The organism is Luteimonas sp. KH_071 (genome assembly GCF_057838005.1).
In genome coordinates, this window is record NZ_CM174458.1 from 269,357 (window position 1) to 290,324 (window position 20,968).

The 20,968-nt window shown below is 68.5% G+C and carries 18 protein-coding genes; 6 read left to right on the forward strand and 12 right to left on the reverse strand.

The window, feature by feature from the left end; translation table 11 throughout:
* The first annotated feature begins 57 nt into the window (after positions 1-57).
* Positions 58-1,041, forward strand: coding sequence for a bile acid:sodium symporter family protein (locus AC3IRM_RS01255; RefSeq protein WP_489204521.1), 984 nt, complete (start codon positions 58-60; stop codon positions 1,039-1,041).
* Between the two features lie 58 nt (positions 1,042-1,099).
* Here the strand turns inward: AC3IRM_RS01255 and AC3IRM_RS01260 are convergent, their stop codons facing one another.
* The 4 genes from AC3IRM_RS01260 to AC3IRM_RS01275 form a co-directional block, all read right to left on the reverse strand.
* Complete coding sequence (locus AC3IRM_RS01260) at positions 1,100-2,095, reverse strand: aldo/keto reductase (protein WP_489204522.1); 996 nt, start codon at positions 2,093-2,095, stop codon at positions 1,100-1,102.
* Positions 2,096-2,123: 28 nt separating this feature from the next.
* Entirely contained in the window at positions 2,124-3,302 is a 1,179-nt protein-coding gene (locus AC3IRM_RS01265; protein ID WP_489204523.1) for a mechanosensitive ion channel family protein, read from the reverse strand.
* Positions 3,303-3,510: 208 nt separating this feature from the next.
* Positions 3,511-4,830: a ferredoxin reductase family protein gene (locus tag AC3IRM_RS01270; protein WP_489204524.1), complete on the reverse strand. Its 1,320-nt coding sequence runs from the start codon at positions 4,828-4,830 to the stop codon at positions 3,511-3,513.
* Positions 4,827-5,738, reverse strand: a complete 912-nt coding sequence (locus tag AC3IRM_RS01275; protein WP_489204525.1) for a cytochrome c oxidase assembly protein — start codon at positions 5,736-5,738, stop codon at positions 4,827-4,829. The genes AC3IRM_RS01270 and AC3IRM_RS01275 overlap by 4 nt, the downstream gene beginning before the upstream one ends.
* Before the next feature lie 113 nt (positions 5,739-5,851).
* Between AC3IRM_RS01275 and AC3IRM_RS01280 the strand changes: the two genes are divergently transcribed.
* The gene (locus AC3IRM_RS01280; RefSeq protein ID WP_489204526.1) at positions 5,852-6,352 is read left to right on the forward strand and encodes a CopD family protein; all 501 of its coding nucleotides are present in this window, start codon (positions 5,852-5,854) and stop codon (positions 6,350-6,352) included.
* Positions 6,353-7,001: 649 nt separating this feature from the next.
* Here the strand turns inward: AC3IRM_RS01280 and AC3IRM_RS01285 are convergent.
* From AC3IRM_RS01285 to AC3IRM_RS01300, 4 genes are read right to left on the reverse strand one after another with little or no spacing between them, the layout of a single operon-like run.
* Positions 7,002-7,541: a DUF2231 domain-containing protein gene (locus AC3IRM_RS01285; protein ID WP_489204527.1), complete on the reverse strand. Its 540-nt coding sequence runs from the start codon at positions 7,539-7,541 to the stop codon at positions 7,002-7,004.
* A 14-nt stretch (positions 7,542-7,555) separates the two neighbouring features.
* On the reverse strand, positions 7,556-7,930 hold the full coding sequence (locus AC3IRM_RS01290; protein WP_489204528.1) for a hypothetical protein: 375 nt from the start codon (positions 7,928-7,930) through the stop codon (positions 7,556-7,558).
* On the reverse strand, positions 7,927-10,467 hold the full coding sequence (ctaD, locus tag AC3IRM_RS01295) for a cytochrome c oxidase subunit I (protein ID WP_489204529.1): 2,541 nt from the start codon (positions 10,465-10,467) through the stop codon (positions 7,927-7,929). Before ctaD ends, AC3IRM_RS01290 begins: the two co-directional genes overlap by 4 nt.
* On the reverse strand, positions 10,464-11,249 hold the full coding sequence (locus AC3IRM_RS01300; RefSeq protein WP_489204530.1) for a cytochrome c oxidase subunit II: 786 nt from the start codon (positions 11,247-11,249) through the stop codon (positions 10,464-10,466). Before AC3IRM_RS01300 ends, ctaD begins: the two co-directional genes overlap by 4 nt.
* A gap of 191 nt (positions 11,250-11,440) precedes the next feature.
* Here AC3IRM_RS01300 and AC3IRM_RS01305 point away from each other — a divergent pair, with 191 nt between their 5' ends.
* The 3 genes from AC3IRM_RS01305 to AC3IRM_RS01315 all read left to right on the forward strand — a co-directional run bounded on the left by AC3IRM_RS01305 (position 11,441) and on the right by AC3IRM_RS01315 (position 14,977).
* Entirely contained in the window at positions 11,441-12,721 is a 1,281-nt protein-coding gene (locus tag AC3IRM_RS01305; RefSeq protein WP_489204531.1) for a putative DNA modification/repair radical SAM protein, read from the forward strand.
* A 295-nt stretch (positions 12,722-13,016) separates the two neighbouring features.
* A complete protein-coding gene (locus AC3IRM_RS01310) occupies positions 13,017-14,447 on the forward strand; it encodes a UdgX family uracil-DNA binding protein (RefSeq protein WP_489204532.1) in 1,431 nt (476 codons plus the stop codon).
* A gap of 98 nt (positions 14,448-14,545) precedes the next feature.
* Positions 14,546-14,977, forward strand: coding sequence for a PepSY domain-containing protein (locus tag AC3IRM_RS01315; RefSeq protein ID WP_489204533.1), 432 nt, complete (start codon positions 14,546-14,548; stop codon positions 14,975-14,977).
* A 73-nt stretch (positions 14,978-15,050) separates the two neighbouring features.
* Here AC3IRM_RS01315 and AC3IRM_RS01320 read toward each other — a convergent pair whose 3' ends face one another.
* The 4 genes from AC3IRM_RS01320 to AC3IRM_RS01335 form a co-directional block, all read right to left on the reverse strand.
* Positions 15,051-15,554 carry a hypothetical protein gene (locus AC3IRM_RS01320; RefSeq protein WP_489204534.1) on the reverse strand — a complete coding sequence of 168 codons (504 nt, stop codon included), beginning with the start codon at positions 15,552-15,554 and terminating at the stop codon, positions 15,051-15,053.
* A gap of 86 nt (positions 15,555-15,640) precedes the next feature.
* Entirely contained in the window at positions 15,641-16,015 is a 375-nt protein-coding gene (locus AC3IRM_RS01325; RefSeq protein ID WP_489204535.1) for an EF-hand domain-containing protein, read from the reverse strand.
* A gap of 77 nt (positions 16,016-16,092) precedes the next feature.
* Positions 16,093-16,827, reverse strand: coding sequence for a hypothetical protein (locus tag AC3IRM_RS01330; protein ID WP_489204536.1), 735 nt, complete (start codon positions 16,825-16,827; stop codon positions 16,093-16,095).
* A gap of 312 nt (positions 16,828-17,139) precedes the next feature.
* Positions 17,140-19,158 carry a M3 family metallopeptidase gene (locus AC3IRM_RS01335; protein ID WP_489205794.1) on the reverse strand — a complete coding sequence of 673 codons (2,019 nt, stop codon included), beginning with the start codon at positions 19,156-19,158 and terminating at the stop codon, positions 17,140-17,142.
* A 127-nt stretch (positions 19,159-19,285) separates the two neighbouring features.
* Between AC3IRM_RS01335 and AC3IRM_RS01340 the strand changes: the two genes are divergently transcribed.
* Entirely contained in the window at positions 19,286-20,917 is a 1,632-nt protein-coding gene (locus AC3IRM_RS01340; RefSeq protein ID WP_489204537.1) for a Na+/H+ antiporter, read from the forward strand.
* Positions 20,918-20,968 lie beyond the last annotated feature (51 nt).

Sequence of the window (20,968 nt, forward strand, 5' to 3'; positions counted from 1 at the left end):
GCGACCATAGGCCACCGCCATCTGCAGCCGTCGGCACCCACCGGCGGCAATCTCCGCATGTCCCTGCGCTCGCGAATCGATCCTTTCACACTGTTGCTGCTGGCCACCGTCGCGCTGGCGTCGCTGTTGCAGGTGCAGGGCAGCGCCGCGGCGGTCATGGACGTGGTGACGAATGTCGCGATCGCCGCACTGTTCTTCCTGCACGGCGCACGCCTGTCGCGCGCGGCGATCGTCGCCGGCGCGCTGCACTGGCGCCTGCACCTGACGATTCTGGCGTGCACGTTCGCGCTGTTTCCGCTGATCGGACTGCTGGGCAAGCCGCTGTCGGGCTGGCTGCTGACGCCGGAGCTCTACGTCGGCGTCCTGTTCCTGTGCGCGCTGCCGTCGACGGTGCAGTCGTCGATCGCGTTCACTTCGATGGCCGGTGGCAATGTGCCCGCCGCGGTCTGCAGCGCATCGCTGTCGAGCCTGCTCGGCGTGGCGCTGACGCCGTTGCTGATGGCGTTGCTGGTCGGTAGCTCGGACGGGGTGATGGCACATCCGCTCACCGCGGTCGGCAAGATCATGCTGCTCCTGCTGCTGCCGTTCGTGGCCGGACACCTGCTGCGGCCGCTCGTCGGCGGCTGGGTGGAGCGCCGGCGCGCGGTGCTGCGCTGGACCGACCAGGGCACGATTCTGCTCGTGGTCTACACCGCCTTCAGTGCGTCGGTGATCGAAGGTCTGTGGCGCGAGACGCCGGTGTGGACGCTGCTCGCGGTCGCCGCGGTGTGCGCCGTGCTGCTCGGGATCGCGATGCCGCTGATCGCATGGATCGCGCGACGCCTCGGATTCGATCGGGCCGACGAGATCGCGATCGTCTTCTGCGGCTCGAAGAAGAGTCTCGCCACCGGCCTGCCGATGGCGAAGCTCATGTTCGCCAGTGGCGGGCTCGGCGCGATCGTGCTGCCGATCATGATCTACCACCAGATCCAATTGATCGTCTGCGCGGTGGTTGCCCGTCGCTACGCCGAGGGCAAGGCGAACGACGCCGTCGCGCACTGAGTCGTTTCGTGTCGAAGCCGGATGCGTCCGTTGGTGCGCATCCGGCTCGACACCCGCATCAGCGGTTCAGCGCCCCCATGCCCGCCGACGGATAGCGCGTCCCGGACGCCGCATCCGGCGGGAAGATCGCATCGATGCGCGCCAGATCGTCTTCGGTCAGATGGATGTCGAGCGCAGCGATGTTCTCGTCGAGGAAGCCGATGCGCTTGGTGCCCGGAATCGGCACCAGATCGTCACCCCGCGACAGCACCCAGGCGAGGGCGAGCTGGCCCGGCGTGACGCCGTAGTCCTGCGCGATCGCCTGCACCGACTCGACCAGCGCCAGATTGCGGTCGAAGTTCTCGCCCTGGAAGCGCGGCGAATGGCGGCGGTAATCGTCCTCGTCGAAGTCTTCGATGTTGCGGATCGTGCCGGTCAGGAATCCACGGCCGAGCGGCGAATACGGCACGAAGCCGACGCCGAGTTCGCGACAGGCGGTGAGCGTGCCGTTGGTTTCAGGATCGCGCGACCACAGCGAGTATTCGCTCTGCAGGGCGGCGATCGCGTGCACCTTTGCCGCGCGGCGCAACGTGTCGGCCGAGGCTTCGGACAGACCGAGATGCCGCACCTTGCCCTGTTCCACCAGCCGCGCCATCGCCCCGACGGTGTCCTCGATCGGCACGTCCGGATCCACACGGTGCTGGTAGTACAGATCGATGGTCTCGATATTGAGCCGCTTCAGGCTGGCATCGCAGGCCTGCTGGACGTACTCGGGCCTGCCGTTGATGCCGCGTGCGTGCGGATCCGAGGGATCGAGCTGGAGGCCGAACTTGGTCGCGATGAACACATCGTCGCGGCGGCCGTCGATCGCACGGCCGACCAGCGTCTCGTTGGTGTGCGGGCCGTACATGTCGGCGGTGTCGAGCAGGGTGATGCCCTGGTCGAGCGCGTGCTTGATGACGGCAATCGCGTCGGCATCGCTGCCGCGGCCGCCGTAGAACGCGCTCATGCCCATGCAGCCGAGTCCGATCGCCGAGACGGTGGGGCCGCCAAGGCCGAGGGTGCGGGTCTTCATCGCGGGTCTCCGTCGTGAATGCGAGGGCTCACTGTGCATGCCCCGATGGCAAGCCGGTGTCGAGGTCTGCTTCGACAGCCGTCTCCGAGTCTGATTCGGCGCCGGGCGACTGCGTGCTCGCGTGGACCACCGGCGCGACCGCGTGCGCGGCGGCGCGACGCGCGTCGCCGTCGGTGACCTCGTTGCGCACGCGAGGCAGTGCCTGCGGATGATGCGCGTCGAGGAAGGCCAGCATGCCTTCGCGCACCGCGCAGCGCAGGTCGAACAGTTCGCCTGAATTGCGCGCGCTGACCAGCAGGCGCACTTCGATCGTGTGCTTGTCGGTCTCGGTGATCTGGGTCACGCAGACGCGGCGGTCCCAACGTGGATCTGCCTCGCAGATGCGCTGCAGTTCTTCGCGGATCGCCGGAATCGGCGCGCGGTGGTCGAGCCACAGGAACACCGTGCCCAGCAGCTGCGCGCTGGTGCGGGTCCAGTTCTGGAAGGGGTTCGAGATGAACCACTGCAGCGGCACCACCAGGCGCCGTTCGTCCCAGATGCGGACGACGACATAGGTCGAGGTGATCTCCTCGATGCGGCCCCATTCGCCTTCGACGATCACCACATCGTCGAGCCGGATCGGCTGCGCCAGCGCGATCTGCAGGCCGGCGATCAGATTGCCGAATACCGGCTGCGCGGCGACGCCGGCGATCAGGCCGATGATGCCGGCCGAGGCCAGCAGGCCCGCACCGATCTGGCGCACCTGCGGGAAGGTCATCAGTGCCAGTGCCACGCCCACGAGGACCACGCCGGCCTGGATCACGCGGCTGATCACCCGTGCCTGGGTCTGGATGCGGCGCGCGGCCAGGTTGTCCTCCACATCGACCGGATGCTCGCGCAGGATGCGTGCCTCGACCGCGCCCACCGCACGTGCGGCCAGCCAGGTCAGACACAACATGCCGCCGATCGCGATCCAGTGGCGCAGCTGGCCGAGCAGGTCCGGATCGATCGGCGTGGCGTTGAGCGCGAGCGACAGGAACAGCAGCGGCAGCGCGACCGCGGCAGGCACGGCGACCACTTGCGCGATCTGCGCGCGCATCTGCTCACGTGCGCGGCGGCTGGCGGCGCGGGCAAGTGCACGCAGGCTCCAGTGGACGGTGATGCCGAGGATCAGCGCGACCAGCAACGGCCACGCGATGGCAGCGAGATGGGTCCATTCGGAGCGCATGGCGGTCTCGTCGACGGCAGGTCAGTGTGCGACCGGACCGGTCCACACACTGTTAATCCGCGCGGCGTAGCGTGTATATAGGCGGCTTTTACAAGACGCTCAGCGCAGCCAGGCTGCCGCGAGTGCGATGCAGACCAAGGCGATCGCGGCAATCACGCCGGCGCGGCGCAGGTGGCGGTGCATCATCGGGTCGAGTCTCCGCGTGCGCTCATACGAGATTGAACCGCTCCGAGTACAGGCGGTCCGACGGTACGCCGCGTGCGACGAGTTCGGGTTCGACCGCGTTGGCCAGCGCGTCCGGGCCGCAGACATAGATCGGCAGCGCGGCGAGGTCGGCCGGCAACCGCCGGTCGATGAGGTCGCCATCGACATGTCCGGTCTCCCCGTCCCAGCCATCGGGCGCATCTTCGAGCACGTGGATCACGGTCAGCGGCAGTTCGTCTGCAAGCGCGGTCAGCTCGTCGCGATACAGCACCTCGTCCCAGTCCGGATTGCCGTAGACCAGCCACAGCGGCGCGGTCGCGCCCCGGTCGCGCGCGGTACGCAGCATGCTCATGATCGGGGTGATGCCGACACCGCCGGCAATGAAGATCGCGCCGTCCGGACACAGCGCCGGCTGGTAAACGAACTCGCCGTACGGTCCTTCGACGAAGGCCCGCGTGCCTGGCGACAACGTACCCACGCGCCGGGTGAAATCACCGAGCGGCTTGATCGTGAATTCCAGCGTCGCATCGTCGGCGCTGGAACTGATCGAGAACGGATGCTGCTGCAGCCGCCATGGCGTGTCGCCGATCGTGATCCACGCGTACTGGCCGGGGCGGAAGTCCAGACCGTCGTGACCGGCCGGCAGCAGACGCAGCATGTGGCTGCCGTCGCGCGCGGTCCCGACCGACTGCACGGTCCACGGACGGCGGGCGAGGCGCCGCGGACGCAGCACGCGCTGCTCGAGCACCGCGTAGATCGAGGCGCCGACGGCCAGCACCAGCGCGGCCTTCTTCCACAGCGGCGCGGTGTAGTGGTCGACCATCAGCGCATGGCCGAGGCCGATCGCGACCACCATCAACGCGAGCGCGCCGTGCAGTGCCCGCCAGTGTTCGTACTGCAGGCCGAACGACAGCCGCCACAACGAGGTCATTGCCAGCCACGTCACCGCGACCAGCGCGCCCCACAGCGGTGTTGCGCGCACCCAGTCCTCGCGTGGATCTAGATAGTCGAGGAACCGCGCATCGCCGAGGAACATCGTCAGTGGATGCGCCAGTACCAGCGCCCAGCCGAGCAGGCCGGTCTGGCGATGGAACTGCAGCACGTCGTCCTGGCCGAGGCCCTTGGCGAACCAGCGCTGGCGGCCCGAAGTCAGCGCCTGCGCCGACAGCACGCCGAGTCCCAGCAGGCCGAGCATCGCGCCGGTTTCGACAATACGGTCGCGCACTTCCGGTGGATTGCCCGACAGCGCGATCGCCATCGGCAGCAAGGCCATCGCCATCCACGCGAGCAGCCACAGCAGCAGGCGGCGCCAGCGGGTGTTCATGCCGCCGGTCCATCGGTCGCGCCGTGCTGCACGTTGCGCAGGAGTGCGACGACGAGGCACATGCCGACGACCAGGTACGGCAGTCCACTCGGCACCCACATCAGCAGACCCGCGAGCTGCTGGTCGCGCAGCGCATCGAGGCCGGCCAGCAGCGCGCGGTCGGTGTAGGCCGGATACAGCAGCCGCGGCGAGAACGTCAGCATCGCGCCGAGAAACCCCATCAGCATCATCGCCGTGACCAGCGCGACGAACCCGCCGGCCGCGCCGCCGTCGCGCGTGCGCAGTCGATGCAGCACCGCACTCCAGAACCACAGGCCGGCCAGCAGCGCGCTCGCGAGCATCGCCCGGTGCAGTGATTCGCTGGCCAGCGTCGCCGCGGTCGCGGCCGGCAGATGCCACAGCCACATCGTCGTGACATGCACGAGCGTCGCCGCGCCGAGCTGGCGGTGTGCAAGCCTGACGGCGGGCGCGACGACGCGGCCGAGCGTTGAAGCGACCGCCGAAGGCAGCGCGTGGGACGCCACCGCCCAGGGCCGCGCGATCAGCAGCAGCGGCGGTGCCCAGGCGAGCAGGGTCATGTGCTGGGCGACATGCGCCGACAGCGCATAGGCCGCGTACGTGTCCAGCGGCCAGACCAGGGCAAGGCTCAGCGCACTCATGCCGGCGGCGAAGGCGAGCGGTCCGCGCAGGCCATGCGCGGGGCCGGAGGATGCTTCGCGCAGGCGGACCAGGCCGGCGAGGTACAGCATCACTGCAGCTGACATGGGCAGCAGGGACCACACCGACAACGTCCATGCGTAGCCGAGTGGTGGCGGGGGCCCCTCCGGCATTGCCGCAGTGGCCGTCGATGCGGCCAGCAGGGACGCCAGGCCGGCGGTGATCTGGACCAGGGAAGCGACGCGCGACATGCAGCCGACCCTAGCAGCCGGGGGCTGGATATCGCGTCGAGGTGGCCAGGGCCGCACACGGATTTGATGCGTGCCGGCGTACGCTGCGCGATTCGACAATTCGTGGAGCGCCGGTGTACTTCTGGCTCAAGGTCCTGCACATCCTGGCGATGACGGTCTGGTTCGCCGGCCTCTTTTTCCTGCCACGCCTGTTCGTCGCCCGGCACCGACGCGAGATCGATTCCGATCCCGAGTACTGGAACCCGGTCACCAACACCCTGTTCTTCCGGATCATGACGCCGGCCGCGCTGGTGACGATCACCCTGGGCGGCATCCTGATCGCCTGGAATCCGAGCGGCGCGTGGCTGGTACTCAAGCTCGTCGTCGTCGCGTTTGCCGTGCTGCTGCATCTCTACATGGGCCTGCTGCTCTACGAACTGGGCCACGACCGCTGCCGGCACGGGCCGACGTTCTTCCGCGTGATCGGATGGATCCCGCTGGTGCTGCTGCTGTTGATCGCCGGGCTGACGGGAGCGAAGCCACAGACGCTGGGCGATCTGCCGGCGCCGCCGTCGCGCAATGTGGATGTGGAGGATGTGGTGCCGGGGCTCGAGGATGGCGCCGCGAGGCCGTAGTGCTTTGCTCTGCCTTTGCTCTGCCTTCGCTCTGCCTTTGCTCCGCCTTGGCTCTGCTTTGCTTGTGATTCGCTCTGGTACTTCCTGAAACGGAAGGCGCTACGCAGCTGCCTAACCGGAGGGCGCTGCCCATGGATGGGCGGCGTTTTCCGACCGAGGCAGGATGCCGAGTCGGAAAATCCCGGTGCGCTAAGAGCCGCGGGCTTCGGACTTGTCGGGGAGACGTTTTTCTTTGGTTCCGTTTCTTTTGGCGTCCACCAAAAGAAATGAACTCGGCCGCGTCAGCGGACGAAAGCGTGTGATCTTGGTCTTACGCCTGCGGCGAGCGGCAACGTCAAACGCTTCCACTCACCTTGCGGCGAGCGGGTTCATTTCTTTTGTTGGCTCCACGCACGCAGTGCGAACGGCGCAGCCGACCCGAAGGGCGAGCATCGAAGATGCGAGTCAAAGAAACGGAACCAAAGAAAAGGGCCAGCCCCGACGAAGCTAATCCGGCGATTCACTCGTTCCGGGATTTTTCGACTCGCCATCCTGGCTCGGTCGAAAAACGCCGCACATCCATGTGCGGCGCCCGATGGGTATGCGCAGATGTGCGATTTCGTTACGCACGTCAAATGCGGAAAGCGAACGGCAGACGCAGACTCAAGCCCTATTCCGCCGGCGGCTTCTCCACCGCATCCCGCCCAGTGGCCGCCTCTGTTTCGCCGTCTCCGTACACACCCACGCCATGGCGGAAGCTCAGCGTGCCGCCGAGCCAGCCGGCCACGCCCACCAGTACCGCCATCGTCGCCGACGACAGCAGGCCCCATGGCCACACGGCTTCGGCATGGCCGGGCAGGCGCAGCCAGACGCCGAGCGCGGCCATCGCCAGCACCATCACTGCGACGATGAAGTGGTTCCACGCCGACACGTGCCGGCGCACCACGCGGATCGACATCATGTCGATCGTGCCGACGACGCCGGCGAGCACGCCGAAGCCGAGCCCGCCGACGTTGAGCCAGAACGAGAGTTCGGCCCAGAACTCCGCCCCGAGCCACAGGAAGAGCACGTCGGTGATCACGACCATCGACAGGAAGGCGATGGGGAAGGTCACCAGCATCGGGTGGATGGGGTGCTTGGCGATCGCCAGCACGCTCTCCACGGTGTGGCTCTGGGTGTCGGGGACCGGCTGTTTGAGATCGTCGCGCATGGGTGTCTGGCGCCTCAGGCGCAGGTCGGGAGCATCGCCAGCGGCGAGGCGGTGAACACGACGCCGAGCGCGGACACGGCCGCGCCCAGCAGGGTCAGTGTCACCAGGAAATGGCGTCGTTCGTGGTCGGCGCGGCCGGTCTCGTCGCTCGCCCGCAGGGCGCGACGGATCTGCCAGGCACGACGGGCTTCGAACGCGATCGCGGCGAGCACCAGCGCGGTCAGCGCCCACAGCACCCAGGTCATGAGCTCCAGCCCGCCGACGCGGTCGCGCCACAGCTGTTGCGCGCAGGCCAGGCCCTGCAGGCTGTAGAGGGCCACGAAATGCAACGCCCACAGCGCGTAGGGCACGCTCATGCGGGTCAGGGTGATGCGCGGCGGCCGGTTCACAGCCACCTCGGGAACAGGTGCAGCACCGCCCAGGTGATCACGCCGATGGCGACCGTGTAGCGCCAGAAGCCGGCGGCGATCCGCGACTCGAGACGACGCACCACGTCGACATAGCCGCGATGGATGCGCAGTGCGGTGAAGCCGCCGATCAGCAGCGCCACGCACACGTGCACGGCATGGAAGCCGGCCAGCGTCCACACCACCGACGCATAGGCATGCACCTGCGGCGCGCCGACCGCCGCCCACAGCGCCGGCAGGTGCAGCGCGAGGAACGCGAGGCCACCGACGATCGCCACGCCCTGCCACACGATCGCCGCGCGCTCCCGGCCGGCGGCCAGCGCCACCGGTCCGCGCCACGCCGCGAGCAGCGGCAACGCCAGCATGGCCAACGCGGTCAGCGCCGGCGTCCACGCCACCACCGATGCGCCGCCCGCCGGCCACGCCGGTGCGTTGAGCCACAGGTAGAAATAGGCGAACACCAGGGAGGCGAACAGCGAGCCGTCGATCAGCAGGGTGCCGACCAGCGCCCACCAGCCCGGCGCGTTCTGCGCCGCTGCCTGCGTGGGCAGGCGCAGCCCCGGCGCGATTTCGATTTCGGCCGGTGCATGGCGATCGCCGGTGGTCCAGGCCCAGTGCAGGAACAGGCCGATCAGCGGCGCCAGCATCAGGATCGACAGCCAGTACTGGGAACTGATGAAGCCGCCCAGCAGCACGGCGATCACCAGCGCCGCACACAGCGGCAGCCAGGTGGAGTCCGAAATGCGGATCACCTGCTCCGGACGACCGGACTGGATGCCGGTGCCGAGCAGTTCTCGGCGGTCGTCGTGCGCCTCGCCCAGCAGGCCGTCCGTGCGCCGCGTGGCCTCGACCACCTCCGGGGTGTCCCACAGCGGATAGCGGCTCTCGATCTGCGGCACCGAGGCGAAGTTGTAGGTCGGCACCGGCGTCGGCATCGCCCATTCCAGCGTGCCGGCCTGCCACGGGTTCTCGACACCGCGGCGTCCCAGTACGAAGCACAGGACCACGTCGATCAGGATCGCGATCACGCCGACCGCCATCACGAAGCCCGCCGCAGTCGACAGCAGGTTGAGCCAGTGCACCCCGAGCTCCATCGCATAGGTGTCCACCCGGCGCGGCATGCCGACCATGCCGGTCACGTGCATCGGCAGGAACGCGAGGTTGAAGCCGATGAACACCAGCCAGAACCCGCTGCGGCTCAAGGATTCCGACGGCATGCGTCCGCTGACCAGCGGCAGCCAGTAGTACAGGCCGGCGAACAGCGGGAACATCAGTCCACCGATCAGCACGTAGTGCAGATGGGCGACGACGAAGTGGGTGTCGTGGACCTGCCAGTTGAACGGCACGAAGGCCAGCATCACGCCGGTCAGCCCGCCGCAGACGAAGACCACGAAGAAGCCGATGATGTAGAGCATCGGCACGCGCAGCCACGGCTTGCCGGCCCACAGCGTGGCCAGCCACGCGAAGATCTGGATGCCGGTCGGGATCGCCACCATCATGCTGGCCGCGCTGAAGAACGCCAGCGCGAGCAGCGGAATGCCGACCGCGAACATGTGATGCACCCACAGCCCGAAACTCAGGAACCCCGTCGCCACCAGCGCAAGCACGATCCAGGTGTAGCCGACCATCGGACGCCGCGCGAAGGTCTGCACGACCATCGACACCACGCCGGCGGCGGGCAGGAAGATGATGTAGACCTCGGGATGGCCGAACAGCCAGAACAGGTGCTGCCACAGCAGCGGGTCGCCGCCACGCGCGACCTCGAAGAACGCGAAATCGAATGCGCGCTGGATCTCGAGCAGGATGCTGGCGAGGATCAGCGGCGGAAACCCGAACGCGATCATGAAGGCGGTGACCAGCATCGCCCAGACGAACAGCGGCATCCGCCGCAGGTCCATGCCCGGCGCGCGGGTGATCAGCACCGCGGTGATCATCTCCACCGCCGAGACCACGGCCGCGATTTCGGCGAAGGTCACGCCGATCAGCCAGAAGTCCGCACCCTTGCCCGGGGAATAGGTCGAATCGCTCAGCGGCGTGTACATGAACCAGCCGGTGTCGGGCACGCTGCCGAAGATGAAACTCGAGTACAGGAACAGGCCGCCGAACAGGTAGCACCAGTAGCCGAACGCCGACAGCCGCGGGAACGGCAGGTCGCGCGCGCCGATCATCTTCGGCACCAGATACATGCCGAAGCCGCCCATGATCGGCACCGCGAACAGGAACATCATCGTCGTGCCATGCATGGTCACGAACTGCGCGTAGCGCTGCGGGTCGAGTACTTCGAGACCCGGCCACGCGAGCTGCAGACGCATGAACATCGACAGCAGACCGCCGACCAGCAGGAACGCAAAACCGGTGACGATGAAGCGCATCGAGATCGTGGAGTGGTTGACCGCGGTCAGCTGGCCGACGATGCCCGGACCGTTGGCCCACACGCGCGTCAGTCGTGCGAGGCGGTCGGCATGGCGCAGGTGGTCGCCGGGCGTGGGAATGGTGTGGTCGGGCGTCGCGGGGCTCACAGCACGTCCTCCGAAGCGCCATGACGCGGCGGCGCGCGGCCGGCGGGCGCATGCGCCGACGGCGGTTCGTCGGCAGGCCGGGCGTCACGCTCGGCGAGCCAGCCCGGCAGCGCTGCTGGCGTGATCACGCGGACCGGAAACAGCATGCGTGCGTGCTCCAGCCCGCAGAATTCGGCGCACTGTCCACGCATCGGCGTGTCGCGGTCGGCGCGCAGCCGCAGCGTATTGATGCGACCGGGAATCGCATCGACCTTGCCGCCCAGCCGCGGAATCCAGAAGCTGTGGATCACGTCTTCGCTGGTGATGCGGAACTCGATCATCTGGCCCAGCGGCATCGCCAGTTCGTCGATGCTCTCGCCGATCACCCGGTCGTCGGCATCGCGGTAGCGGAAATGCCATTGCCATTGACGCGCGGTCACTTCGATCACCGCGTCGGGTTCGCTGCCCACGCCGGTCACGCGCGCGCTGGTGAGCGTGCCGTAGACCAGCAGGGATGCGACGACGACCAGCGGCAAACCCACGCCGCCCCACAGGATCAGGCGTTCGGGACGACGCGGCCCGGCGCCCGCATCGCGCCGGCGCAGGGTGTGCCACAGCAGGAGGAGCACGCCCACCCAGACCACGGTGAACAGTCCGGTCATCAGCCAGCTGCCGCGCGCGATCTCGGCAGCCGCGGGACCCGCGGGATCGAGCATGGACTGCGGACCCGCGCAGGCGCTGGCCAGCATCGCGAACGAGGCGGCAGGCAGGGCGCCGGAGCGTCGGCGATCTCGGATCGGCATGTCGATGGTGCGGCCCCAGTGTCCACGTACATGGGCGGCCGGTCGGCGAACCCTCGAAGTAAGCTACCCATCGACGCGGCCACATTCTGTGAATGCGCTTGCACGACGCGGGCCTCGCGCTGCACGCACGGCGTGGACTGGCGGCTCGGGCAGTCTCACGGACTGAGACGATTGACGGGCACAGTAGGCGCGTGAACCTGACCGAAAAACTCGCGATCCTCGCCGATGCCGCCAAGTACGACGCCTCCTGTGCGTCGAGCGGCGCGAACACACGCGATTCGTCGAAGACCGGCGGCATCGGCAGCACCGAAGGCATGGGCATCTGCCACTCCTACACGCCGGACGGCCGCTGCGTGTCGCTGCTGAAGATCCTGCTGACGAACTTCTGCATCTTCGACTGCGCGTATTGCGTGAACCGGGTGTCGAGCAACGTGCGCCGCGCGCGCTTCACGCCCGAAGAAGTCGTGACGCTGACGCTGGATTTCTACAAGCGCAATTACATCGAGGGCCTGTTCCTCTCCAGCGGCATCATCCGCAGCGGCGACTACACGATGGAGCAGATGGTCGAAGTCGCGCGCAGCCTGCGCGAGGACCACCGCTTCGCCGGCTACATCCATCTCAAGACGATTCCCGACGCGGCGCCCGAGCTGCTCGCAGCCGCGGGGCGCTACGCCGATCGCCTGAGCATCAACATCGAACTGCCGACCGAAGCCGGCATGTCGGCGCTGGCGCCGGAGAAGACCCATGCCGGCATCCACGGCGCGATGGGCGAACTCAAGTGGCGCATCGACGAGGACAAGGATGCGCGCCGGGTGAAACGGCAGGGCGTCACCGTGCGCCGTGCGAAGGCGCCGCGCTTCGCGCCGGCGGGGCAGAGCACGCAGATGATCGTGGGCGCCGATGACGCCAACGACCGCAGCATCCTGGAAACCAGCAACCGCATGTACGGCACCTACCGGATGCGGCGGGTGTACTACTCGGCCTTCAGCCCGATTCCGGATGCGTCTAAAAACCTGCCGCTGCAATCGCCGCCGCTGCTGCGCGAACATCGTCTCTACCAGGCCGACTGGCTGTTGCGCTTCTACGGCTTCGACGTCGACGAGATCACGCCCGATGCAGCGAACGCGGAGGACGTGGACGCCGAAACGCCCGGCATGCTCGATCTCGACGTCGATCCCAAGCTGGCCTGGGCGCTGCGCAATCCGACACGCTTCCCCGTCGACATCAATCGCGCGCCGCGCGAGATGCTGCTGCGCGTCCCGGGCCTGGGCACACGCAACGTCGAACGCATCATTGCCGCGCGCCCGCACGGCGCGCTGCGCCTCGACGATCTCGCCCGTCTGCGCGTGCCGCTGAAGAAGATCATGCCGTTCGTGATCACGCCCGGCCATCACCCGCGCCAGCGCCTCGACGATCCCGCGCGGCTGCGCAACGAACTCGCACCGCAGCCGCGGCAGGCGAGCCTGTTCTGATCCGCGTCGCGGTCATGACGGATGGCGCCGGACTGATGAGTGCTGCCCGCTCTGAAGTCCTCCCCCGCAAGTGGGGGAGGAGAGCGATCCGTTTGCGCGGCATGCCCGCGCGGATCGATCGCATGCCCGGCGTGCTTCGCCGGGCTGGACGGGTTGGGCGGGGGCGAACCCCCCGATCGCCGTGCACTGCGTGCTTGCCTCCATCCAAGCCTTCCACCTTCGAAGGGCGCAACGCCCGGCGGTGCGAGGGACGGAGACCAGCACGGCGCCGCACCTGTTCGAGTGCGGTGCTTCGGTGAGCGCCGCACCCGCCCACGCGCGTGTCACGGCAAAGATCGACCCACCCTGGGACGCCCACGCCTGGCGCGCGGCTGCACGCGCCGCCCTGTGCGCCGGCCTGCCACCCGAGCAGCTCGACTGGAGCGGCGGCGCGCAGGGTTCACTGCTGGGTGGACTCGAACTGTCGATGCTGTCCCCGCAACGCCCCGCCCCGCGCGTGCCCTCCGAATTCCTCGCGCTCGCTGGTGCCGTGCTCTGCCACCGCGCCGAGGACCGCCACGGCCTGCTCTACCGCATGCTCTGGCGCATTGCCGAAGGCGAACGCGCATTGCTGCAGCGCGCGTCCGATCCCGACGTGCATCGCGCCACCACGATGGCGCAGGCGGTGCGTCGCGACAGCCACAAGATGAAGGCCTTCGTGCGCTTCCGCGAAGTGCCCGGCGACAAGGAGCACTACATCGCCTGGTTCGAGCCCGATCACCACATCGTCGACCGCGTGGCGCCGTTCTTCGCGCGCCGCTTCGCCGGCATGCGCTGGGCGATCGTGACCCCGTACCGCACCGCGACCTGGGACGGCGAGGCGCTCGCCTTCGCCGATGGCGGCACGCGCGCCGATGCGCCGACCGAAGATGCGCGCGAGGATCTCTGGCGCACCTACTACGCCAACATCTTCAATCCGGCACGACTCAACACCACGATGATGCGCGCCGAGATGCCGCAGAAATACTGGAAGCATCTGCCGGAGGCCGCGCTGTTGCCCGATCTCGTCCGCGACGCCGGCCTGCGCGTGCGCGAGATGGCCGAGCGCGAACATCAGGCGCCGCGTCGCCGCATTCCCGCAGCGCCGGCGCCGGCGCCTGTCGTGGCCGGCACGCTCGAAGCGCTGCGCGAATCCGCACGCGATTGCCGACGCTGTCCGCTGTGGCAGCCGGCGACCCAGACCGTGTTCGGCGAAGGCCCGGGCGATGCGCGCACGATGATCGTCGGCGAGCAGCCGGGCGACGAAGAGGATCTGTCCGGACGCCCCTTCGTCGGCCCCGCGGGGCGTCTGTTCTCGCGCGCGCTGGACGAGCTCGGCATCGACCGCAACACGCTCTACCTGACCAATGCGGTCAAGCATTTCCGCTTCGAGCCGCGCGGCAAGCGTCGCCTGCACAAGCGGCCGGACGTGGCGCATATCGACGCGTGCAACGGCTGGCTGCGCGCGGAGATCGCGCAGGTGAAACCCGAGCGCATCGTCTGTCTCGGTGCGAGCGCAGCGCGTGCGGTCTTCGGTCCGGGCGTGCGCCTGACCGAGGAGCGCGGCATCTGGCGAACGCGCGAGGACGGCGTGCGCGCGTTCGCCACCGTGCATCCCTCGTGGGTGCTGCGACAGGGCGAACCCGCGGCCCAGGACGCGGCGTACGCGGGATTCGTCGACGATCTGCGCCGGTTGATCGAGGCCTGATGCGCCATCTGCGCAGCTGAACGGCGCGCGCCGGTGTTCACTTCTGCTTCGCGGCACGCGCCCAAGACTCGCCGCACACCAATGTGAGGAGTTTCCCGATGAAGCAGTCGACTGCTGTCCGTGGCCTGGTGCTGGCCCTGTCCCTGGCCGCCGGCGCCGCCGTTGCGCAGGACGCGATGACCAGCACCCAGGTGCGCGCCGCGCTGACCGAGGGCGGGTACACCGACATCACCGATGTCGAGTTCAAGGACGGCATCTGGAAGGCCGACGTCAAGGACGCCACCGGCAGCAAGATCGATGTGCGCCTGGATCCGGCGACCGGCCGCATCTATCCGGACAATGCAGGTGCGACAAGCCTCGGCGAAGCGGATATCCGCGCCAAGCTGACGGCGGCGGGCTATACCCGCATCGATGACGTCAAGTTCGATGACGGCATGTGGGAGGCCGAGGCCGACAACGCCCAGGGCGTGCGTATGGATCTCAAGCTCGATCCGGAGGACGGCCGCGTCGTCAGCGAATCGCGCGACTGATCTCTGCGCACTTCGTGATATCGGAACGCCCGGCTGCGGCCGGGCGTTCTGCTGTCTGGCCGCTGCAGACGCGTCAGTCGCGCGCGTGTTCCGGAATCGGCACGTCGTGCGGCATTTCGTCGCGCACGCAGTTCGCCGCGTCCTTGGGCGCGTCCGCATTCGTGTCCACGCAGCGCGCGGCGATCATCGCCCATCGCGAAACCGCATCTTCGCGCGCCGTCAGCGCATCGGTTTCGACCATCCAGCGCGCGATCCCGACCAGCTGTGCGCGTTCGTCGAGCGAGGACACCGCATCGATCGCCGCGGTGCTGACGATGAAGCTGTGCGCGAAGGCCGCAGTCGTGCGTTCGGTCGACGTGTCCGATGCCGCGATGCCACCGGGCGCCTCGAGCAGCGCATGCAGGCGGATCGCCTCGCGCGCCTTGAGATCGCCGGCCGAGCCGATGCTCATGCGCAGCAACACGGTCGCGCCGAGCGCGCCGATGAAGATGCCGATCATCAACACGAACACCGCGCCGACCAGCAGCGGGCCGCGCGGACGCGGCGTATCGGTGTCGTCATGGGGAATCTGGTTCACGCGAACACTCCGTCGCCGACCGCTTGCCGGCGGCGGCATAGGCTAGCGCAGCGCGGTCGCGCTGCGGCGCCCGCGGGTGCGACCGATCAGCGCAGCCAGCCGGCGAGCTCCTCACGGCTCAGGCGGCTGTCGCGGTTGCTGTCGATCGCGTTGAACTCCGCGTCGAGCGCCGGATGCGCCTTGGCTTCGGTGCGGCTGATGTAGCCGTCGCCGTCCGCGTCGAGCGCGGTGAAGTCGACGCGGTACTGGTCGCCGAGCGCCGAACGCGGCTCGTAGGAGCGGACGATGATCTGCGGGCCGTCGTCGCGATCCATCGTGACCACGCCGGTCTGGCGGCCGGACTGCGACGACAGTTCGGGTTGCGCGTCTATCTGCTGCAGCGGCGAGGTCGTAACCTGGGCGAAGGCGGGCAGCGCCGCGGCGAGCGCGAGCAGGCCGACGGCCGTGGATGTGCGGATCATGGAACCCCCTGTGATGTGTCTGAGGCGACAGGGTCGCAACGCGCGGCCGCATGACGCATGAACGCGCCGCGCCGGCCTCAGCGCTGACGCAGGCGCAGCAGGACTGTCTGGATCGTCAGCACCAGTCCGATGCCGAGCGCGACCCAGGCGGACGTCACCGCGCCGGTCAGCGGCCACTCGGTCTGCTTGAACCACACCGCGAACAGACCCCACAGCGCGATCGCCAGATAGGCGATGTTGCCGCGCATGCGCCAGTTGAGCACCAGCAGCACGACGGCCGAGATCGCCCACAGCGCGAGGCTCCAGCCGAGCATGCGGCTGGTCGACAGCAGCTCGTAGGCGACGATCGTCTGCGCCACGTTGAGGAACGCCGCCAGCGACAGCCAGCCGGCGTGGATCGACAGCGCCAGCCACGCCAGCCGGTAGCGCTTTGCGTTGCCAGGGCGCGACAGCTGCACCGCGCACCAGGCCAGGCTCATCAACGCGCCGAAGATCACCACCACGCACGCCCAGAACAACCCGGCCGAGAACAGCGGCATCCAGATCGCGGTGAGGAAGAAGCCGAGCGCGGCGCCGGGCGCGATGCGGGCGAGTAGCGGATCATCGCGGCGTGTGCCCGTCGTCTGCCAGATCGCGTAGAGCAGATCGAGCAGGAAGATCAGGCCCCACACCGAGAACGCGTAGCCGGCTGCGACCAGCAGCGTGGGATAGCGGTCTGAAATCGTGCCCTGGTCGGGCCCGAACAGACCGGTCTGCGACAGCCAGGCGATGACCGGCATCGCGAGGGCACACAACAGGACGAGCAGGCGCATGGTGGCGTTTTCCGGCGGGAACCGGCGCGGATGCTCGCACCGCAGGTGTGAGGGTGTCGTGGGAAGGTGCATTCGAGCCCCTCTCCGCTAGGGAGAGGAGTTGGGGTGAGGGTGCTGTTCGCGAGGGCCAACACGCGTGCGCGGAAGCGCATACGTCATTCGTGAGGTCGAAAACTAGGATGAAAAAGCGATCCTTCGCCCAAGCTTGCCGCGAGCGTCGTTCTGTCACCCCACCACCTGCGCTGCAGGTGGTCCCCCCCTCTCCCGGAGGGAGAGGGACGTCGGTGTTTTCCGCCGAAGGCGGAAAGGAATTTACATTCCGCTATGCCGCAACAGGGCCGCGATATCCGGATCGCGCCCGCGGAACGCGCGGAAGTTCTCGATCGCATCGCGGCTGCCGCCGCGCGACAGCACTTCGTCGCGGAAGCGTCCGCCGGTCACCGACAGCTGATCGGTGGACTCCTCGAACGCCGCATACGCATCCGCGCTCAGCACTTCGGCCCACTTGTAGCTGTAGTAGCCGGCCGCGTAGCCGCCGGCGAAGATGTGGCTGAACTGGTTGGGGAAGCGGTGCCAGTCGGGGATGCGGGTCACCGCGACCTCGTCGCGTACGCGCGTGAGCAGGGCCTGCACGTCGTCCCGGCTGGCGTCGAAGTCCGAATGCAGCAGCATGTCGAACAGCGAGAACTCGATCTGCCGCAGCGTTTGCAGGCCGCTCTGGAAATTGCGCGCGGCCAGCATGCGGTCGAAGAGCTCGCGCGGCAGCGGCTCGCCGGTGTCGACATGCGCGGTCATCGCCTGCACACGCTCCCACTCCCAGCAGAAGTTCTCCATGAACTGGCTGGGCAGTTCGACCGCGTCCCATTCCACGCCGTTGATGCCGGCGATCGGCAAGGTGTCCACCTGGGTCAGCAGCTGGTGCAGGCCGTGGCCCATCTCGTGGAACAGCGTGGTGACTTCGCCGTGGGTGAACGTCGCCGGGCGGCCGCCGGTGCCGCGGCCGAAGTTGCAGACCAGATAGACCAGCGGCGTCTGCAAGCCGTCGGCGGTCGCGCGCCGGTTGCGGCAATCGTCCATCCACGCGCCGCCGCGCTTGCCCTCGCGGGCATACAGATCGAGATAGAACTGTCCGACCAGCGTGCCGTCGGCATCGGTCAGGCGGTAGAAGCGCGCGTCCTCGTGCCAGACCGGCGCCTGGTCGCGCTCGACACGCAGTCCGTACAGCGACTGGATGACGTCGAACAGGCCGGCCAGCACGCGTTCCTCGGTGAAGTAGCGCTTCACCGTCTGCGCGGAGTAGTCGTAGCGCGCCTGGCCCAGGCGGTCGCTGGCGAAGGACATGTCCCAGGGCTCGAGCATGGGGATGCCGAGCTGCTCGCGCGCGAATGTCGCCAGCGCTTCGCGATCCGCTTCGGCATGCGGGCGCGCACGGGCGGCGAGATCGCGCAGGAAGGTCAGCACCGCGTCGGGGGCGGTGGCCATCTTGGTCGCGAGCGACAGCTCGGCGTAGTTCGCGTGGCCCAGCAGGCGCGCCTGCTCGTCGCGCAGCGCCAGGATGCGGCCGATCAGCGGTCCGTTGTCGAGCGCTTCAGGGCCGGACTCCGACGCGCGCAGACCGTAGGCACGATAGAAACGCTCGCGCAACGCGCGGTTGGTCGCGTAGGTCTGGATCGGCAGGTAGGACGGCATCTGCAGGGTGAGCTTCCAGCCCGGCCGCTCGTCGCGTTCGGCCGCCGCGCGCGCAGCCGCAAGAGTTTCTTCGGGCAGCCCGTCGAGTTCGGCCAGGTCCTCCACGTACACCGCGAACGCGTCCGTCGCATCCAGCACGTGCTCGGAGAACTCGGACGACAGCTTCGCCAGTGCCTGCTGGATCTCCGAAAACCGCGCGCGCTCGGCATCTGCCAGCGCGGCGCCGCCGAGCCGGAAATCGCGCAACGCATGCGCGAGCACGCGGCGCTGCAGCGCATCCAGCCCCAGTGCGTCGGCCTGGTCGGACAGCGCCTGGTAGGCGGTGAACAACGCCTGGTCCTGTCCCAGCGCGCTGAAGAAGCCCGTCACCTTCGGCAGTGCGGCGTTGTAGGCCTCACGCATGGCCGACGTGTTGACCACGGCATTGAGATGGCCCACCTGGTTCCAGGCGCGGCCCAGGCGCTGGGTCGCGTCTTCCAGTGGTGCGATCACGTTGTCCCAGGTAACCGGCTGCGCCCGACCGGCCAGTGCCAGTGCGGTTTCGGCTTCGACGACCAGCGCGTCGATCGCCGGCTGCACGTGGGCCGGCTCGATCTCGTCGAAGCGCGGCAGGCCGGATTGATCCAGCAGCGGGTTGTCCATCGAAGGTTCCATCAGCATGCGAAGGGGGCCGATTCTAGGCGTGGGGCTGCATGGCCGGCGTCGATGCGCCACGCCGACGCTTCGGCGCTATCGTGGCCGCCTCGCTCCCGCGCCGCGCCGTTCCGCAATGCATTCGATCGAAGTCGTCCTGGTGATGCTGCTGGCCGTGGTGGCGAGCGGTTACCTGACCCGCGTGATGCCGCGTTGGCTACCGCTGCCGTTGCCCCTGGTGCAGATCGCGCTGGGCGCGACGATCGCCGGCGTGTTCGGCCGCGGCGTGACCCTCGATCCGCACCTGTTCTTCGTGCTGTTCCTGCCGCCGCTGCTGTTCCTCGACGGCTGGCGCATTCCCAAGAGCGGCCTGTTCCGCGACCGCGGGTTGATCCTGCAGCTGGCGCTCGGCCTGGTGGTGTTCACGGTCATCGGCGCGGGCCTGCTGATCCACTGGATGATTCCGGTGATGCCGCTGGCGGTTGCATTCGCACTGGCGGCGATCCTGTCGCCGACCGATCCGGTGGCGGTGTCGTCGATCGCTGCGCGCGCGCCGATTCCCAAGCGCGTGATGCACATCCTGGAAGGCGAATCGCTGCTCAATGACGCGTCCGGTCTGGTGTGTTTCCGCTTCGCCGTCGCCGCGGCGCTGACCGGCACGTTCTCGTTGATGTCGGCGTCGCTGACCTTCCTGTGGCTGGCGCTGGCGGGCGTCGCGGTCGGCGCGCTGCTGACGATCGGCGTCAACCGCGGCCACGCGCTGGTCTCGCGCGTGTTCGGCGAGGAGGCCGGCACACCGATCCTGATCAGCCTGCTGACCCCGTTCGGCGCCTATCTGCTGGCCGAGCAGATCGGCGCCTCGGGCATCCTCGCCGCAGTCGCGGCCGGCGTGACGATGAGCTACGTCGAACTCAGCGGTCGCGCGCTGGCGACCACGCGTGTGCAGCGCGCCGCGGTCTGGGACACGGTGCAGTTCTCGCTCAACGGCATCATCTTCGTGCTGCTGGGCGAACAGTTGCCGTGGATCGTCGAGCGCGCGGTGCAATCGGTGCGCGAGGCCGGGCATGTCGATCCGTGGTGGCTGGCGGTGTTCGTGTTCGTGATCTACGGCGGCCTGTTCGCGCTGCGCTTCGCCTGGGTCTGGGTGTCGCTGCGGATCGGGCTGTATCGCAGTGGCCGCCACGACACCCGACCGCGCATCCGGCTGGTCGCGGCGATGTCGCTGGCCGGCGTGCGCGGCGCGATCACCCTGGCCGGCGTGCTGACCCTGCCGCTGGTGCTCGACGACGGCACGCCGTTCCCGACCCGCGATCTGGCGATCTTCCTCGCCGCCGCGGTGATCATCCTGTCGCTGCTGCTGGGCAGCTTCGTGCTGCCGCGCCTGCTGCGCGGACTGGAAGTGCCCGAAGCAGACGAGGATGACCGCGAGCTCGATCGGGCCCGCCACGAAGCGGCGGTCGCGGCGGTGGCCGCGGTCGAACGCGCCCAGCACGCCCTGCCGGCGGCACAGGCCAATCCGGATCTCTACGCCAGTGCCGCGGTCCGGGTGATGGCGCTATACGAGGAGCGGCTGCGCCGTGACGGCGCGCTGGGCGTCGACGCCGCCGAACTGCGCCGCGCCGACGAAGCCGAGCGCGCGCTGCGCCTGGCCGGCGTGCACGCCGAGCGCGAACGCATCTATGCGCTCGCACGGCACCGCGAAATCTCCGACGAGGTCGCCCGCAAGCTGGTGCGTGATCTGGATCTGATGGAAGCGCGGTATCGCTAGGTCGAGTCCACACGTGTACCGGGGCGGGTTGGGTGGTGGCGAACCGTCAGA

Bases quoted from the DNA above. Each gene is read 5' to 3' on its own strand.
- AC3IRM_RS01335 (WP_489205794.1), bottom strand. From the start codon at position 19,158: ATGGACAACCCGCTGCTGGATCAATCCGGCCTGCCGCGCTTCGACGAG.
- AC3IRM_RS01285 (WP_489204527.1), bottom strand. From the start codon at position 7,541: ATGCGCGACGATCTCAAACAGCCGGTCCCCGACACCCAGAGCCACACC.
- AC3IRM_RS01275 (WP_489204525.1), bottom strand. From the start codon at position 5,738: ATGTCGCGCGTCGCTTCCCTGGTCCAGATCACCGCCGGCCTGGCGTCC.
- AC3IRM_RS01330 (WP_489204536.1), bottom strand. From the start codon at position 16,827: ATGCGCCTGCTCGTCCTGTTGTGTGCCCTCGCGATGCCGGTCATCGCC.
- AC3IRM_RS01265 (WP_489204523.1), bottom strand. From the start codon at position 3,302: ATGCGCTCCGAATGGACCCATCTCGCTGCCATCGCGTGGCCGTTGCTG.
- AC3IRM_RS01255 (WP_489204521.1), top strand. From the start codon at position 58: ATGTCCCTGCGCTCGCGAATCGATCCTTTCACACTGTTGCTGCTGGCC.
- AC3IRM_RS01270 (WP_489204524.1), bottom strand. From the start codon at position 4,830: ATGAACACCCGCTGGCGCCGCCTGCTGCTGTGGCTGCTCGCGTGGATG.
- AC3IRM_RS01340 (WP_489204537.1), top strand. From the start codon at position 19,286: ATGCATTCGATCGAAGTCGTCCTGGTGATGCTGCTGGCCGTGGTGGCG.
- AC3IRM_RS01300 (WP_489204530.1), bottom strand. From the start codon at position 11,249: ATGCCGATCCGAGATCGCCGACGCTCCGGCGCCCTGCCTGCCGCCTCG.
- AC3IRM_RS01325 (WP_489204535.1), bottom strand. From the start codon at position 16,015: ATGATCCGCACATCCACGGCCGTCGGCCTGCTCGCGCTCGCCGCGGCG.
- AC3IRM_RS01260 (WP_489204522.1), bottom strand. From the start codon at position 2,095: ATGAAGACCCGCACCCTCGGCCTTGGCGGCCCCACCGTCTCGGCGATC.
- AC3IRM_RS01315 (WP_489204533.1), top strand. From the start codon at position 14,546: ATGAAGCAGTCGACTGCTGTCCGTGGCCTGGTGCTGGCCCTGTCCCTG.